We start from the raw sequence: 15530 nt of genomic DNA, 5'->3' as shown, positions 1-15530 counted from the left end.
ATCTATTCTTTTTTTTTAAGTTGAAAAGCAAATTTACAATATTTTCATCCCTAAATAAGAGTTTTTAAGACTTCTTTTACTTCGTTTAAAATCATAGCAGTTGCACCCCAAATGAAATGATTTTGATATTGAAAACAAGGAACCTCTATATTTTTAAATTTACCTGTTGATATTGGGAAGGTAGCTAAAATTTTTGGATTTAATAATACCTCCACCGGGAACTCAATAATTTGCTCAACTTCGTAGTTTGTTTTAAAAATAGGATTTTCTGTAGCAATGCCTATATATGGGTTTACACTAAAATTACTTGGAGGAATGTAAATAGTGCTCAGTTGTTTTAAAACATCAATTTGTTCTTTTACAACCCCAACTTCTTCTAGAGTTTCTCTTAATGCAGTTTCTTTTAGAGTTGGATCCGTTAGGTCTTTTTTACCTCCTGGAAAACTAATTTGGTTGCTATGCGTTCCTTTGTAAACCGCTCTTTGGGTCAAAAGAATGTTTGTGGTATTCTTATTTGGATAAAATAGTACCAAAACGGCTGCTTTTTTGGCATCGTTGGGAATGTTGTATTCCGTAAAAACAGGTCGTTGGTATGGGGCTAATTCTCGATGAGCACTGATTCCTGGTAAAGGTGTTTTTTTTAATTGCTCTATTTTTAAAAGGAATTGCTCAAACTCCATGTTTTGTTTATTTTTATGAAATGAAATCTAAATATAAAAAATTAGCACTCAGTATTGTATTGGATTTGGTAGGAATTGTTTCTTACTTTATTCCTGGAGTTGCCGAATATATTGATATTGTTTGGGCTCCATTGTCAGCCTATTTAATCACCAAAGTATTTCAAAACAAAATATCTAAATACACAGCTGTGGTTGGTTTTGTAGAAGAAGCATTGCCTTTTACAGATATCTTTCCAACGTTTACAGTTACTTGGGTTTTAAGTGTGTTTTTTGATAAAGAAGAAAAGACTAAGATTTAAGTTTCATTCTTTTGAACATTTGCTCTTGCATGTTTTTAAAAAAACGATATTGTCCTACCAACCAACCTGAATAAGGAAGTGTAAATTGGTATACAATAAAAACGGGAATTAAATACAAAATGTAAAATAGAACAACATTTAAATTCTCTTTGGTAATACCTATCAATGCCAAAGAGGGTCTTACAATAAAAGCAGCAAAAGAACCGTTAATGCTAAAAGCGACTAAGATTGCCAATACTTCCCAATTAGATTTTAAACCCCAACGTTGTTTTAATTTTTCCATGTATAATTATTTGATACAAAAATAATTGATAATATAGGATATGCAATACAATGCGGGTTTTATAAAAATTTATTTTTTAATGCTTTTGTAGGAATCATACACTGGTCTTGTTTTCCATACCATCGATAACGATTTTTAGCAATAAAATCATAAACCAAATCTCTAATAGGTTTAGGTATTAGGTAAAATACATACAACAAAGCATACATTCCTTTCAAATTTTTGGCAATGGTTAAGGCTGCACTAGATTTGGTATATATTTTTTGTGGAGTAAGTAGCAATATAGAGTCAACACCATTAAAATCTTCTTTTTGATTTTGAAGGTATATCTGAACTTCAGGATTTTGTAAAGGAGCAAATTTAAAGATGTTTTTCACATCATTTTTAATGACAATTTGTACAGAGGTATTGCACAAATTACAGACCCCATCAAATAAGACAATCGGGTGTTTTTTTAAAATATCTTCTATTTTTTTCAAACTATTACTCATTTGTATTCCCTAAATTTGTCCTTACTTTTTAAATCAAATATACTTATTTATATATTCATGAAAATTTCAAAATTATTTTTGTTGTTGATGATGATTTTAGCAACAACATTGCAAGCTCAAGAAATGGATACCAAGTTAAAAAACAAAGGTAAGTTTTATGCTTATTGGGGTTGGAACAGAGCTAAGTATTCCGCTTCTGACATTACTTTTAAAGGAAATGATTATAATTTTACCCTAAAGGATGTCGTGGCTAAAGACAAGCAAATTCCATTTTCTGTTAACAAGTACTTAAATCCAGGAAATATTTCTCTACCACAAACTAATGCGGCTATTGGATATTTTTTTCATGAGAACTATAGCGTAGTTTTAGGGTTGGATCATATGAAATACGTAACCGTTCAAGATCAATGGTTGACTATTGATGGAGAAATAGATCCTTCATATGGTGTTACAGGTGCAGATGGAGCAGTAACTCCTTTTGTGAATGATGGAATCAAACAAACAAAAGATTTTTTACAATTTGAACACACAGATGGTTTGAATTACATTCACGTTTCTATCAACAGATTTGATGATATTAGTGAGCATTTAGGAATACATACTGAAAATTTTAGAATTAATTTGACAGAAGGTGTGGGAGCAGGATTTTTGATGCCTAAGACCAATGCAACTTTGTTAGGAAAAGAAAGGCATGATGATTTTCACATTTCAGGATATGGAATTCACACTCAGTTTGGTTTGAATTTTGTCTTTTTCAAGCACTTTTTTGTGCAAACAGATTTAAGAGGAGGTTACATCAACATGCCAAACATTAGGACCACTAATGACAAAGCTGATTCGGCATCTCAAGATTTTACTTTTTTACAAGGAACATTGTTAATAGGAGGTAGGTTTAAAATTTTCTAGAAAATGTAAGCTTGCTTAATTTCAATTAAAAAGTCATAAGAGAACAAACTCTTATGACTTTTTTTGTTTGATTTTGGAATTACATCAGCATTTTTATTTTGCTCTATTCAAAGCAGATTCATTGGTAAAGCTAGGAATGATTTGTTTTTTAACATCGTCATAAGTAATTACCGCCACCCCAACATCACCTGTTTGCCACTCAGAATAAGATTTTGAGGTTCCTTTTATGTAACATTTCAAGCGGTGTTGGTCTACAAAACGAATCAATCCAGAGAGACTTAAGTTTTTGTTCTTTTTAATTTCTCTAGAAATTTCAGAAGCACTTTCTAAAGTAATGGCATTTAATAAAGCAATTGCATAAAAATCTCCATTTTGTTGTTGAAACTTAGCTCCGTTTTCGTAGCTCTGTTGAAATTCATAAATCTCAATATGTTCATAAGCAACATCAGATTCGTCCAAAACGGCTATTTTTTGTAAGGTAGTTTCTATGTAGTCTTTTAGTTTTGCATCCATAAAGGGAATAGATTTATTTTTTTTGAATCAATTTTGTAAAACAAAGATGTAAAAAAAACGTCCAACATTAGTTGAACGTTTTTAAAATATACTTGTGTGAGTGCTTATTTTACTGCCACCAATTCTACGTCAAAAATTAAGGTTGCGTTAGGAGGAATAACACCACCAGCTCCACGAGATCCGTATCCTAAATCAGAAGGAATTACCAAACGAGCTTTGTCTCCAACTTCTAACAATTGAATCCCTTCATCCCATCCAGAAATTACCTGTCCTACACCAATTGCAAAATCAATAGGTTGTTTTCTTTTGTAAGAAGAGTCAAACACAGTTCCATCAGGCAATTGTCCTTTGTAGTGTACAGAAACCATTTGTCCTTTGTTTGCTTTTTGTCCAGATGCACTAGCTTGAATAATTTTGTAACGCAATCCACTAGCTGTTTTTTCGTATCCAGCAGCCAATTTTTCCAATTCCATTTCTTTAGCTTCTGCTTCTGCTTTTATTTTTGCTTCTCTAGCACCTTCAAAAGTTCTAAAAGCTTCAATTGCACTAAATTTTTCTGCAGCTTCACCTACACGAATAATTTCTAAAGCTTCAATTTCATCACCTTGTGCAATAGCGTCTACAATATCTTGTCCTTCTACAACACTTCCAAAAACAGTGTGTTTACCATCTAACCAAGGAGTAGCTGTGTGTGTGATAAAAAACTGAGAACCATTGGTTCCTGGTCCAGCGTTGGCCATAGATAATTTCCCAGGAGTATCGTGCTTTAATTCTGCTACAATCTCATCATCAAAACTGTATCCAGGGCTTCCTGTACCTGTTCCTTGTGGACATCCTCCTTGAATCATGAAATCAGCAATGACACGGTGAAATTTCAATCCATCATAATAAGGAGTTCCTTGTGGTTTTGCATTGTTTTCCATGTTTCCTTCAGCCAAAGCAACAAAGTTACCCACGGTACCAGGAGTTTTTTCAAATTCTAAATTTACTAAAATAGCACCTTTTGAGGTGTTGAATTTTGCGTACAATCCGTTGTTCATTTCTTTCTTTTTTATTTTAAATATAGATTTAAGTGATGAAAAATCCACACTCAACCCGATGTTTACATTATTTGAATTGATGCTGGTAATTGGAGAGATTACCTTTCCTACAGAACCCATGATGGAAAAATGATCGTTTAATCTATAATAACCACCAATTTTTGCTTTGGAAATAACTCCCTCTTCAGTATCAACTCCAGCACCTCCACCAGCTCCTAAAAGAAACTCTGTGAATAGCTGAATTTTTTGTTTTGCAAATATAGGAGAATAGAATCCGAATCCAACCATTCCGTCGGCATATCCTCCTGCACCTATGTTGCTATTAGAATCGTTTCCATTGTAAGTGCTTTCATAAGCAAAAGCTGCTTGTCCAGTAATGTACAAGTAGTTGTTAAGATCGTAATTTACTTGCAAAGCAAACAGATGCAAATCGATAGGTTCTCTTTCGTGCCTATGTACATCAAAATAAGTTTGGTGTTGTGCGCTTACTCTAATTCCATGACTTTTTAGTTGATATGCTCTTTTGTTGGTTTCAGGATGGTAAAAACCTCCTGTATACGTATTTATTTTTACACCTCCTCCAAAAGTATAAGCTTCAAAATCTCCATCAATAGCTCTCAAATAACCTCCGTGTGCCTGAAAAGAGAGTGTAGGTGTAATTTTATATTCCAAACCAAGGCTTGGGTAAATAGTAGCTCCACCTTCTTCTTTTATCCTTCCTCCAGCTGCTCCAAAAGCAAATTTGGTATACACATTAAAATATTTAGTTTGGATAGGTTCGTAACCAATACCTCCAAACAAATCCATAAAACCAGCAGTTAGTCCTTTATAAATAGCATCTGTATGTACAAAAGCAAAAGTGTTTTGGTTGATGTATCTCTGGTATTCAAATCCTAACAAATAGAGAATGGTATTGTTTAACGGATCGTAGTTTTCGGAGGCTTCTTTGCGGGAATTTCCTGTTGCTATAAATTGATCTAGCCTTAGCACAAAACCATTTTTGTGAAAAGCAGTGTACCAAGGGGAATTGGGTTTGGGTCTAAATGTTTTGTTGGCTTTGCTGTAACTACTAAGGTTTACACCAATAGGAATTTCTGCAAAAATAGAAGCTGTATTGCTATGAATTATTCCTGTGTAAAAGTTGAAATGACTGTATTGTAAACCTACATTAAATTTAGGAAAATGATATCCCAACCCTATATTTGAATTGATGTAAGCTCCTTTGTTAATCAATGATCTGTAACCACCACCACCACCAAAGTTAAAATTGGCATCCAAAAATAAATTTGAAAATAGGGGTTGTGTATAACCTAGTTCAGCCCCCAAAGTAAACAAACCACCTTGGTCTCCAAACAATGCCGCTTGCATGTTTATACCTCCATAAAACGATTCCGAAATTGGAACCAAATAGTGCAAGCCAGCCAAGCCCATTGTTTTAGGTGTATATACGGTACCTCTTATTGGCATGGTTACTGGAATGTAATTCAGTCTTACGTTGTTTTCTAAAGAATATTTAGGAATATTGGACAGGTTTTTTGTCTGAGCAAATGTTGTCAAACCTATCAAATAGAAAACAAAGAGAAACAGATTTTTCATTACAGTAGTTTATTTAAACTCACTAGTAAAGTGAAGTTTGACTGATGGATATTTATCTTGTGTCATTTGAATGGTAAAAGCAGAATCTGCTAAAAACACCAATTGTCCTTGTTTGTCTTTTGCCAAATAACGTTGTTTTACACGTTTAAATTCTTCAAATTCAGCTTTGTTGTTTGTAGGTTCTACCCAACAAACTTTGTGCATGGCTAAATTTTCGTAAGTACATTTTGCTCCGTATTCGTGTTCCAAACGGTACTGAATAACTTCGTATTGCAAAGCACCAACGGTTCCAATTATTTTACGACCATTAAGTTCTAAGGTAAACAACTGAGCAACTCCTTCGTCCATCAACTGATCCAAACCTTTGTACAATTGTTTTGCTTTTAAAGGATCTGCATTGTTTACATAACGGAAATGTTCTGGTGAAAAACTTGGAATTCCTTTAAAGTTGATAATTTCTCCTTCTGTTAATGTATCTCCAATTTTAAAGTTTCCAGTATCGTGCAAACCAACAATATCTCCTGGATAGGATTCGTCCACAATTTCTTTTTTCTCTGCAAAGAAAGCATTGGGACTAGAAAACTTCATTTTTTTACCGTTTCTTACGTGTAGATAAGGTGCATTTCTTTGAAAAGTTCCTGAAACAATTTTCACAAAAGCCAAGCGGTCTCTGTGTTTAGGATCCATGTTGGCATGAATTTTAAAGACAAAACCTGTTAGTTTTTCTTCTTTAGAATCTACCAAACGCTCTTCTGCTTTTTTAGGTTGAGGAGTTGGAGCTATTTCTATAAAACAATCCAACAATTCTTTTACTCCAAAATTATTCAATGCAGAACCAAAAAATACAGGCTGTAAATCTCCGTTTAAATAATCTTCTTGATCAAAAGGAGGATAAACTCCTGTAACCATTTCTATTTCTTCACGCAATCTATCCGCAGCTTTGTTACCAATCATTTCGTCCAATTCTGGCACGTTGATGTCGGTAAACTCAATACCTGTGGTTACTTTTTGTTTTTTATCTCCTGCAAACAGGTTTATCTTCTTTTCCCAAATATTGTAAATTCCCTGAAAATCGTAACCCATACCAATAGGAAACGAAAGTGGGGTGGTGGTCAATCCTAATTTTTGTTCTACTTCGTCTAACAAATCAAACGCATCTTTTCCTTCACGGTCCAATTTGTTGATGAACACAATCATCGGAATTTTACGCATTCTACACACTTCTACCAATTTCTCGGTCTGAGGTTCTACCCCTTTGGCAACATCAATTACAACAATAACAGAATCTACCGCTGTTAAAGTTCTAAACGTATCTTCGGCAAAGTCTTTGTGACCAGGCGTATCTAAAATATTGATTTTACGATTTTTGTAGTTGAATGCCAATACAGATGTAGCAACAGAAATACCACGCTGACGTTCTATTTCCATAAAATCGGAAGTAGCTCCTTTTTTTACCTTGTTGTTTTTTACAGCACCTGCCTCGGTGATTGCACCTCCAAAAAGCAACAACTTTTCGGTCAAGGTAGTTTTACCTGCATCCGGGTGAGAGATAATACCAAAAGTTCTTCTACGTTTAATTTCGTCTAAAAATGCCATTTAATTTCTTTAAGGATTGCAAAGGTACATTTTCAATTAGCATTGTGCAACGGCTATTTCTACTAGTTGTAATGGTTTAAAAAGAAAATATGTTTTTTAAATTAATTGATCACGTCATTTATTTTTTCCCAAAGGTAATTATCAAAATTAGAAAGAGCAGCATTTCTGTTTTCTGGATCTGCGGAGTCTCCCATTCTTATGATAACGATGTTTTTACTCGGAATAATATAAATACGTTGGTCTTGTGCACCCATGGCAGCATACATTTCTGCAGGAGCATTCGGAACTAAATATCCAGAATTAACTGTTTGACTACCGGATAACATATAGCTTGTTTTACCATTGAGCCACCAAAGATAGCCGTATGATGGATTGATGTCTTGCGAGGAATTAATACTCTCATTAAAAAAAGATTCATTCACTATTTGTTCCTTTTTCCATTTTCCTTGGTTAAGAGAAAGAAGTCCAAACCTAGCCATACTACGTGTATTACTGTGGTATATTTTAAAAATAATTCCATCGTCCCAGTTACCGTCCATGCCTATTTTATCTTTTATTTTGGTATTGAAATAAGATTCAAACTCTTGATTGCTAGATGCTGCAACTACATCCATTAATTTCTGAAAAACATTGTGGTATGCCCATCTTGTTCCTGCATCTGCCACATAGGTTAAGTTAGATTTGATGACCCAGTTTTTAGAATCGTCCATTCCAGAAGTCATGGAAAGTAAATTTTTAGAGGTTATTAAGTTTTCCTTTATTATGGATTCACTTGTCCAGCCTGTACCTAAATAATCAGATACTTTGTTTTTAATAGTAAGAATTCCTTCTTGTTGAGCAATTCCTACAGTTGCTGTTACTAAGGTTTTACCAGCACTGTTCCATTGCCAAGAAGAAGTTGCGGTATGGTCGTTGTAATACTCTTCCATAACAATTCTACCATTTACCAAAATCATAAAAGATTTGGTATTGTTATCTATAAGGTATTGATTTAAAACAGGGATGGCATTTTCATTCCATTCCAAACTAGCAGGAGACATAGTTTCCCATGTGTCTGTATTATTTTCTGGAAAATACATGGTTTCAGAGATATTGGAACTAATACGATCATCGTTTTTACTACATCCCACCAGAAATAGTAATAAGGCTAAAAGAAATGTAAAATACTTAGTATGCATAGAGTTGTTTGTATATATGACCACTATAAAGATAAGATAGTTTTATGATTCCTTGTAATTACGAATTTCTTAAGCTGTTTTTTAATTAGCATATGCGTTCACTTCTCCTTGTTATGCGTTAATAGAGACGATTCTTATCAGATAACTTTGTTTTAAAATTAGTGAAAAGGGATGAGCTAACTTTTTACATCCCTGAAAAAGTATAAATAACAAATTATAAGTTTTGCTAATGATGTAAAACTAGAAATAGAATAAATATTAATAATTGAAAAAATCAAATAAAATGATGAAACCAAGAGAAAAAGCACCCAACTTAAAAATAAATTTAGTGAACGGAACTCAATGGAGTTTAGAAGAGCAACATCCAGAGAACTTTACCCTGGTTTTATTTTACAGAGGAAAACACTGTCCGGTTTGTAAAATGCAATTAAAAGATTTAGAAAGAAAAATGGAAGACTTTTCTAGTAGAGGTGTAAACGTAATTGCTATTAGTGTAAATACAGAAGAAGTAGCAAAAGAAACACATGAAAACTGGGATCTAAAAAATGTGCCATTAGGTTACGGTTTGTCTGTAGAAGAAGGTAGAGAATGGGGATTGTTTATCTCTAATGCAATTTCAGAAAAAGAACCAGATCAATTTGTAGAACCAGGAATATTTTTACTAGATAAAGAAGGAAAAGTTTATTGGGAATCTATACAATCAATGCCTTTTGGAAGACCCGACTTTAAAGATGTTTTAAATGGAATTGATTATATTTTAAAAGAAGGTTATCCTGCAAGAGGAGAAGCCTAAAAAGGGTATGATAGACTTAATTTATAAATCTTAAAATTCATTAATATGCAAATCAATTTTGAATACAAAAATGTTACAGCAAGTGAACATTTAGAACAATACACAACAGAAAAATTGAACGATTTAGATCATAAATATAATTTTTTAATAAATGCAGATGTGTATTTTAAAACAGAAAACACAAGTTCAGACAATACAGGAATCCTTTGTGGAATTAGAATAGAAGGAAACAATGTTACCTTTTTTGCAGAAGCTAGTAAAGACAATTTTGAACATGCTGTTTCAGAAACAATTCAGCAACTAGAGTCGCAACTCAGAAAAAAGAAGAGCAAATTACTTGCTTCTCATTAACACAAAAAAGCCATCATTTATTTGATGGCTTTTTTTGTGTTTAAACATTGTCTGGTAGCAAACAAGTTACTTTTTGTACTTTCTAAAAGATTGAACGGTTTCGTACAAACCGTAACCAATTACTATTTTTCCAAAAATAAAAGGAAGCCATTCCCCAAAGTATTTCAAGTATTCTCTGTTTTCTGACAAAGGGTCGTAAAAGTTGGTGATTAAAAAGAATTTGAAGTAACCGCTTGTAAAATGATTAAAACCGTTTAATGTAATATTAAAATCATTATGGAGGTTTTTAATGATGTATAGGACGGTGTAAAAACCAAGACTAAATAACACAGTCATCCCAATGGCTCTTCTCCAACTAATTCCATGTTTAGAAAATAAGCTATTTAATGATAAAATAAATAAGTCTTTAAAATGCCACCATTTTTCTTTTTTAACTAAGTCATTTTTGTACAATTCCAACTCGTAACTTCTAAACGTATCGTAGTCTATTCGGTTTTCAGTTTTTTGCAACTCTTGTTTGATGGTTCTGATGGTTTTTCTGTCACATTTGGTAATCTCTTTAACGGAGAGGTCATCAAAATAAACCCGTGACATAAAATGAGAATTTTTAAATTTTATGCTTTTAACAGTGTTGTTTTGAAATGAACTTATACCATAGAAAAAAGTTTCATCTATTTTTATAGAAGAGAAATTGTTGTCTTCAATAGTTATTTGTTTGTTAAATATACAATGATTGAGACTAAATTCACAAGTATTAAAATCAAAACCCACATCGTTATTAGTTTTTTCAATTATTACTCGTCCATTGAGTTCTAGTTGATTAAAATTTATGTCACTAAAAGAAGAGTCAGATATCTTTAATTGTCTATTTACAATATTGTTGTTATGTGTGAAATTAAGTGAATTATCAGAATTAATATTTTCTATAGATAATGTAAGACATTCAATCCCCATGAAATTGTATCCTGGTGATTTGATTTTTTCATTGTTTTTTATTGTAATTTCATGAATTTTCCCAGATATTATTACTGCTATATCTTTTTTTCTAAAACTACAATCGGTGATGTTTAAACTATCTATTTCATTGAATTTAATGTCACAAAATGATAAAAACTCGCATTTATGAAAGCTTATACTAGTTCTAGAGGATAAATTTTTTAAAATAGAAAAATCAATACGATCAAACCTACATAGTTGGAAATTTAAGCTAGAGCAATTTTTTATTTGGTCAAAAGTAATATCCCAGAATACATTACAAGGAGTTTCGGTTTTAGGATTTATATTAACCATATCCTTTATACCACTCTTATTTAAGAACTCAGAGGCAAAATATTTCTTCTCCATAACACAGCAATTTTTTCTTACGAAGTTACACAATTGTATTTTTGAGTCCTTTTAACAAAAACACAGCTGCAAAACCAGCTACAGCTCCAAACAAATGTCCTTCCCAAGAAACATAGGTGCGGTAAGAGGGAAAAATACCCCAGAAAAGACTTCCGTAAACTACGGCTACAGCAATAGAAATAAGTATAGGTACAAATTTTTGCTCGGTAAAACCATTCACAATTAAAAAAGCAACCAATCCGTAAATCAATCCGCTGGCACCAATATGGTTGGCATTTCGTCCAAAAAGCCAGACTAAAATTCCGCCCAAAACAATAGAAATTACCACCACACTCATGGCTTTGTTAGGGTAAAAAGAATAAAGCACAAACAACAAAATAGTCAACGGAACGGTGTTAGAAACCAAGTGTCTTAGGTTGGCATGCAAAAAAGGACAACTAACAATCCCTATCAAACCCCGTTGCGTTCTGGGAACAATTCCGTAGCGAGATAACGGAATTACAAGGTCTAAAACGTATACAAAGTATAAAAAACCAACAAATAAAAAGATGTTTTTTGCGTGTGCCATAGTTTACTCTATTTTTTTACCACAATGCGGACAGTTACATGTTTGATTGGGGTGTTTCTTTTTATCGTTTTGTATTTTTTCTATAAAAGCAGAACTGATAATTCCTGTAGGAAGTGCCACAAAACCAATTCCGATAAGGGCAATAATTCCGCTCAACAATTTTCCCCATGCAGTTACAGGAAACACATCTCCATAACCTACCGTTGTAAGTGTTGCTACAGACCACCAAAAAGCATCTCCTATGCTACCAAATTGTTCTGGTTGATCGTCATGCTCTATGTAATACATCAAAGTAGAAGAAAGGATCATCAACACAAAAGTAACAAATACGGTAATGGACAATTCTGCTTTGGTTTCTTTAAAAATGTATCGAATGGTTTTTAAGGATTTGGAATAACGTCCTAATTTGAAAATTCGCAACAGACGAAACAAACGAAGAATACGGAGAACTCTCAAATCAAAAGGAAAAATAAAAGGCAAATAAAAAGGCAGAATGGCAATCAAATCTATAATTCCCATGGTAGAAAACGCAAAGTTGATGCGTTCTCTTTTGTCTTCTTTGGTTTTGTCCGAAATCCAAATACGGATAAAATATTCTAAAGTAAAGATGGCTACAGAAAAGACTTCAAATGCATGAAAGAAAAAAGAATAGTGTTGGCGGAGTTCGTCGTAAGATTCTAAAATAAGCGCACAGACATTTAGTACAATCAGCGTATATATAAATTGAATAAAATAAGGATTGTAATTGATGAAATTGCTTACTTTTTTTTTCATGAGATTTTATTGTTTTTAAGCTTAAATACCTCTAGTTTTTCTTTGTTACAACTGCTCAATTCTACATAACTTTTATTGCTTTCTGGAAAAGTATGTATGGCCAAATGACTTTCTCCCAACAACCAAAAACAGGTATAACCTTGCTCTGGAAAATGGTGTTCGTTAAAAAGTAAAATGGTGAAACCTGCTTTTTTTAACAATGTTTCGTATGTTTTTTTTAAGGCAGTAGGGTCTGTACAATCTGTCCAAAATTGGTGATTGTAAATGCTAGCTTCTATTTTTTTATAAGTTGAATTCATTGTTTGTAATTGCATCTCGACTCCGCTCGATGACCATTTTAAATGATGGTTTTGTTGATGTTGTTTCTACTTTTTATAAGTTGAATTCATTGTTTTTAATTGCATCTCGACTCCGCTCAATGATCATTTTTTAATGATGGTTTTATTGATGTTATTTCTACTTTTTAATAGTTGAATTCATTGTTTTTAATTGCATCTCGACTTCGCTCGATGACCATTTTTAATAAAGATCCCAATTTCCTTTTAAATAATAATTGTACAAAACAGGATTGTGTACTTCGTTTACTCCAACGCTGTCTTTTACTTTATAAAAATCTTTTCCAAAAGAAGTAATGAGCAACATTGCTTCATGGTTGATCCAGTTTGTGTTTTTAAAATGCAAAGACTGCAAACGTTGCTTTAACATCTTTTTATCTATGGATTGTTTGCTTCCTAAAATCCAACCCCATTCTCCCATAGACAATACTTGGTTGTGTAGTTTTGCTGTAGTAAAACCACTGGCGGTAATAGTTTTGTCTATACATTGGTACGCTTTGGTGGCAAAATAAGGACTTCCGGCTTGGGTAATTATCAAACCATTGGGTCTTAATTTTCGGTAACAAAGCGTGTAAAATTCACGGGAATACAATCTTCCCAATTCTATGTTTCTAGGATCGGGCAAATCGGATATTATAATGTCGTAAAAATCCGTGTTGTTTTGTTCCAAATAAATGTAGGCATCTTGGTTGTAAATGGTCACTTTTTTGGAGTTTAGGCTTCCTAAATTGTTTTTTAGCAATACAGGATGGTTTTTTCCTAAATCAGTCATTTTAGGGTCCAAATCCACCAAATCTATTTTTTCTACAGAAGGATATTTTAAAATTTCACGAACAGCACAACCGTCACCACCTCCTAAAATTAGGATTTTTTGCGGATGTTGATGCAAGTTCATGATAGGATGCACCAAAGGTTCGTGGTACATTTTTTCATCAATAGAACAGAATTGTAAGTTTCCGTTTAAGTACAGCCAATTTTCATTTTTCCATTCGGTCAATACAATTTTTTGGTATTTGGTTTGTTCAGATAATATTACTTTGTCTTTGTATTTTTTTTGTTCTCCCCACTGAATGATGGGTTGCGTTACAAATACTCCTCCAATAATAATGACAAATACGGTTCCTAAAATAAGTTGCATTTTTACAAATGGGGCGTTTTTTATTTTGTCTTTAAAACGGAACAAAACAATCAAAGCTACTAAAAAGTTGATGATTCCCAGCACAAAAGGAGTATAGGTCAATCCTAAAATGGGCAAACCAATAAAAGCAAAAAAGACTCCACCCAACAAACTACCGTAATAGTCTTTTTCTAAAATAGAAGAAATGTTGCTTTTTAAATCTTCGTATTCCTTATTGATTCTAACCACAAGTGGAATTTCCAATCCAATTAGCAATCCAATCATCATACTCAATAAGTAAATAACTGCTGTATATAGTTCTGTAAAAGAGGCCAATGTGTAGACCAAAACAGATGAGAAAGCGACTAAAATAGACAAAGAAGCTTCTAGAAGTAGAAAATTCTGAATTAAATTTTTGGTAATCATTTTACTCAATCGGCTTCCCAATCCCATGCAAAAAAGCATTAAGGAAACAATCATAGTCCATTGAAAAATGGAGTTTCCTATAAAATAAGTAGCTAGTGTAGATAAGATATACTCTGCTACAATACCTGCAAATCCTGTAGCAAAAATTGCTGCTTTTAGTACGAATGAATTTTTTTTAAGAAAGTTCAATTTTTTAATGCTTTTAGCTGTTTTGTATAATGAATTCTCTCGTTACTTTATTCCATTTTCTACTTTATGTGTCAGTATCAAAATAGGGGGTAAAATAGTAAAGAACAGTGCTGTGTATTTTAAATAATTTAAGAGATGCAAATAAATCAACAATTGATCAAATTAAAAGCACCAAGAAATCAAAACTGCAGATCCTGCGTAAGCAAAAGCCTCTACCAATCCTGCACCTAAATTTGGTTTTTCTTGATTCACAATTTCATCCGTTAATTTTTGTCCTGGCAAAAGAATGTTGTCGGCAAAAAAACGCATGATTGGCAACAATAAAGAAGCAACCACCATTTGCACAGAAACATCAACCAAAGTAGTTGTCCAATCTATAAAAGGAGCAATCAACGCATTCATAATAATGATTCCAATAGCCAAAATAGCACCTGAAAATGCAATTCCTGCAGCTACATTGTCTTTTTCTATTTCTTGGTGAATGTTGTAATTCAGCCAAAGAGTGTAAATTTTAGAAGTGATGATCAACATTACATTTCCAATTGCCCAATACACCACAAAAGTTAGGATTCCCTCAGTTAACGTTTCCGATTCTCCCAACAAAGCACCGTATAAAATCAATCCGTTTACAATGTAGATGATGGCTTCAATAATTCCAGTACCTTCATTTTGATCCTCAATAATTTCTTTTTTCAAATCAAACTTAGGCAAGATGAGTTTGTTTCCTAAAAATGAAGAAACTTGAAGCAAGAGAATGGAAAGAATTCCATAAATAAAAATATGTTCTATGTCTATCCAAAAACCATAACTTTCTCCCACAATACTACCTCCAATAGTAATGAGCAATCCTACAAAATAACCTACATAAGAAATGATAAAAGCAAAATTGTCTTTTTCTACCAATTCATGTTGAATGTTGATTTTGGAGTGCGTTAATTTGAAAAGGATTTTTCCAAGGATGAATATCAGCAATCCAGTAAGTACGTACCCTCCGGAGTTTAACAATTCGGTAAAATCAATATATTCGTTCATGTCAATGTTTTTTAACGTT

At 32.9% G+C, this 15530-nt stretch carries 17 protein-coding genes; 4 read left to right on the top strand and 13 right to left on the bottom strand.

Annotated elements, in window-relative coordinates; genetic code table 11:
- Window positions 1-50 precede the first annotated feature (50 nt).
- Complete coding sequence (locus tag Q4548_RS03560; RefSeq protein WP_303451629.1) at window positions 51-680, bottom strand: CoA pyrophosphatase; 630 nt, start codon at window positions 678-680, stop codon at window positions 51-53.
- A 20-nt stretch (window positions 681-700) separates the two neighbouring features.
- Between Q4548_RS03560 and Q4548_RS03555 the strand changes: the two genes are divergently transcribed.
- Window positions 701-979 (top strand): hypothetical protein, encoded by a 279-nt coding sequence (locus tag Q4548_RS03555; protein WP_303451627.1) that lies wholly within the window; start codon window positions 701-703, stop codon window positions 977-979.
- On the opposite strand, the gene Q4548_RS03550 is transcribed toward Q4548_RS03555, so the two are convergent.
- Both Q4548_RS03550 and Q4548_RS03545 read right to left on the bottom strand, forming a co-directional pair.
- Entirely contained in the window at window positions 969-1262 is a 294-nt protein-coding gene (locus Q4548_RS03550) for a DUF6787 family protein (protein ID WP_303451625.1), read from the bottom strand. The two genes, Q4548_RS03555 and Q4548_RS03550, sit on opposite strands and share 11 nt — an antisense overlap.
- A 59-nt stretch (window positions 1263-1321) precedes the next feature.
- Complete coding sequence (locus Q4548_RS03545; protein ID WP_303451623.1) at window positions 1322-1741, bottom strand: thiol-disulfide oxidoreductase DCC family protein; 420 nt, start codon at window positions 1739-1741, stop codon at window positions 1322-1324.
- 69 nt (window positions 1742-1810) lie between these two features.
- On the opposite strand from Q4548_RS03545, the gene Q4548_RS03540 reads away from it, so the two are divergent.
- Window positions 1811-2659: a hypothetical protein gene (locus tag Q4548_RS03540; protein WP_303451621.1), complete on the top strand. Its 849-nt coding sequence runs from the start codon at window positions 1811-1813 to the stop codon at window positions 2657-2659.
- A 93-nt stretch (window positions 2660-2752) separates the two neighbouring features.
- On the opposite strand, the gene Q4548_RS03535 is transcribed toward Q4548_RS03540, so the two are convergent.
- The 4 genes from Q4548_RS03535 to Q4548_RS03520 all read right to left on the bottom strand — a co-directional run bounded on the left by Q4548_RS03535 (window position 2753) and on the right by Q4548_RS03520 (window position 8582).
- On the bottom strand, window positions 2753-3172 hold the full coding sequence (locus tag Q4548_RS03535) for a hypothetical protein (RefSeq protein ID WP_303451620.1): 420 nt from the start codon (window positions 3170-3172) through the stop codon (window positions 2753-2755).
- A 104-nt stretch (window positions 3173-3276) separates the two neighbouring features.
- A complete protein-coding gene (locus Q4548_RS03530) occupies window positions 3277-4212 on the bottom strand; it encodes a peptidylprolyl isomerase (protein WP_303452390.1) in 936 nt (311 codons plus the stop codon).
- Between the two features lie 1605 nt (window positions 4213-5817).
- Window positions 5818-7404, bottom strand: a complete 1587-nt coding sequence (locus Q4548_RS03525) for a peptide chain release factor 3 (protein WP_303451617.1) — start codon at window positions 7402-7404, stop codon at window positions 5818-5820.
- Window positions 7405-7505: 101 nt separating this feature from the next.
- Window positions 7506-8582, bottom strand: coding sequence for a serine hydrolase (locus Q4548_RS03520; RefSeq protein WP_303451615.1), 1077 nt, complete (start codon window positions 8580-8582; stop codon window positions 7506-7508).
- A gap of 283 nt (window positions 8583-8865) precedes the next feature.
- Here Q4548_RS03520 and Q4548_RS03515 point away from each other — a divergent pair, with 283 nt between their 5' ends.
- Window positions 8866-9375, top strand: a complete 510-nt coding sequence (locus Q4548_RS03515) for a peroxiredoxin-like family protein (RefSeq protein ID WP_303451613.1) — start codon at window positions 8866-8868, stop codon at window positions 9373-9375.
- A 45-nt stretch (window positions 9376-9420) separates the two neighbouring features.
- A complete protein-coding gene (hpf, locus tag Q4548_RS03510; RefSeq protein WP_303451611.1) occupies window positions 9421-9726 on the top strand; it encodes a ribosome hibernation-promoting factor, HPF/YfiA family in 306 nt (101 codons plus the stop codon).
- 66 nt (window positions 9727-9792) lie between these two features.
- Here hpf and Q4548_RS17380 read toward each other — a convergent pair whose 3' ends face one another.
- From Q4548_RS17380 to Q4548_RS03480, 6 genes are all read right to left on the bottom strand, one after another.
- Window positions 9793-11070: a hypothetical protein gene (locus tag Q4548_RS17380; protein WP_303451609.1), complete on the bottom strand. Its 1278-nt coding sequence runs from the start codon at window positions 11068-11070 to the stop codon at window positions 9793-9795.
- A 25-nt stretch (window positions 11071-11095) separates the two neighbouring features.
- Complete coding sequence (locus Q4548_RS03500; protein WP_303451607.1) at window positions 11096-11638, bottom strand: rhomboid family intramembrane serine protease; 543 nt, start codon at window positions 11636-11638, stop codon at window positions 11096-11098.
- A 3-nt stretch (window positions 11639-11641) separates the two neighbouring features.
- The gene (locus Q4548_RS03495; RefSeq protein WP_303451605.1) at window positions 11642-12412 is read right to left on the bottom strand and encodes an ion transporter; all 771 of its coding nucleotides are present in this window, start codon (window positions 12410-12412) and stop codon (window positions 11642-11644) included.
- Window positions 12409-12711 (bottom strand): S-adenosylmethionine decarboxylase, encoded by a 303-nt coding sequence (gene speD, locus Q4548_RS03490; protein ID WP_303451603.1) that lies wholly within the window; start codon window positions 12709-12711, stop codon window positions 12409-12411. Before speD ends, Q4548_RS03495 begins: the two co-directional genes overlap by 4 nt.
- 220 nt (window positions 12712-12931) lie before the next feature.
- Window positions 12932-14479, bottom strand: coding sequence for a polyamine aminopropyltransferase (locus tag Q4548_RS03485; protein WP_303451601.1), 1548 nt, complete (start codon window positions 14477-14479; stop codon window positions 12932-12934).
- Between the two features lie 162 nt (window positions 14480-14641).
- Window positions 14642-15511, bottom strand: a complete 870-nt coding sequence (locus Q4548_RS03480; RefSeq protein ID WP_303451599.1) for a DUF350 domain-containing protein — start codon at window positions 15509-15511, stop codon at window positions 14642-14644.
- Window positions 15512-15530 lie beyond the last annotated feature (19 nt).

The organism is Wenyingzhuangia sp. 2_MG-2023, assembly GCF_030548295.1.
Taxonomy (GTDB): domain Bacteria; phylum Bacteroidota; class Bacteroidia; order Flavobacteriales; family Flavobacteriaceae; genus Wenyingzhuangia.
This window is presented reverse-complemented; position numbering and strand designations above follow the sequence as displayed.

What these genes read in the sequence shown, in the direction of transcription:
- Q4548_RS03560 (WP_303451629.1), bottom strand. Translation starts at nt 680, where the DNA reads ATGGAGTTTGAGCAATTCCTTTTAAAAATAGAGCAATTAAAAAAAACA.
- Q4548_RS03555 (WP_303451627.1), top strand. Translation starts at nt 701, where the DNA reads ATGAAATCTAAATATAAAAAATTAGCACTCAGTATTGTATTGGATTTG.
- Q4548_RS03550 (WP_303451625.1), bottom strand. Translation starts at nt 1,262, where the DNA reads ATGGAAAAATTAAAACAACGTTGGGGTTTAAAATCTAATTGGGAAGTA.
- Q4548_RS03540 (WP_303451621.1), top strand. Translation starts at nt 1,811, where the DNA reads ATGAAAATTTCAAAATTATTTTTGTTGTTGATGATGATTTTAGCAACA.
- Q4548_RS03535 (WP_303451620.1), bottom strand. Translation starts at nt 3,172, where the DNA reads ATGGATGCAAAACTAAAAGACTACATAGAAACTACCTTACAAAAAATA.
- Q4548_RS03530 (WP_303452390.1), bottom strand. Translation starts at nt 4,212, where the DNA reads ATGAACAACGGATTGTACGCAAAATTCAACACCTCAAAAGGTGCTATT.
- Q4548_RS03525 (WP_303451617.1), bottom strand. Translation starts at nt 7,404, where the DNA reads ATGGCATTTTTAGACGAAATTAAACGTAGAAGAACTTTTGGTATTATC.
- Q4548_RS03520 (WP_303451615.1), bottom strand. Translation starts at nt 8,582, where the DNA reads ATGCATACTAAGTATTTTACATTTCTTTTAGCCTTATTACTATTTCTG.
- Q4548_RS03515 (WP_303451613.1), top strand. Translation starts at nt 8,866, where the DNA reads ATGATGAAACCAAGAGAAAAAGCACCCAACTTAAAAATAAATTTAGTG.
- hpf (WP_303451611.1), top strand. Translation starts at nt 9,421, where the DNA reads ATGCAAATCAATTTTGAATACAAAAATGTTACAGCAAGTGAACATTTA.
- Q4548_RS17380 (WP_303451609.1), bottom strand. Translation starts at nt 11,070, where the DNA reads ATGGAGAAGAAATATTTTGCCTCTGAGTTCTTAAATAAGAGTGGTATA.
- Q4548_RS03500 (WP_303451607.1), bottom strand. Translation starts at nt 11,638, where the DNA reads ATGGCACACGCAAAAAACATCTTTTTATTTGTTGGTTTTTTATACTTT.
- Q4548_RS03495 (WP_303451605.1), bottom strand. Translation starts at nt 12,412, where the DNA reads ATGAAAAAAAAAGTAAGCAATTTCATCAATTACAATCCTTATTTTATT.
- speD (WP_303451603.1), bottom strand. Translation starts at nt 12,711, where the DNA reads ATGAATTCAACTTATAAAAAAATAGAAGCTAGCATTTACAATCACCAA.
- Q4548_RS03480 (WP_303451599.1), bottom strand. Translation starts at nt 15,511, where the DNA reads ATGAACGAATATATTGATTTTACCGAATTGTTAAACTCCGGAGGGTAC.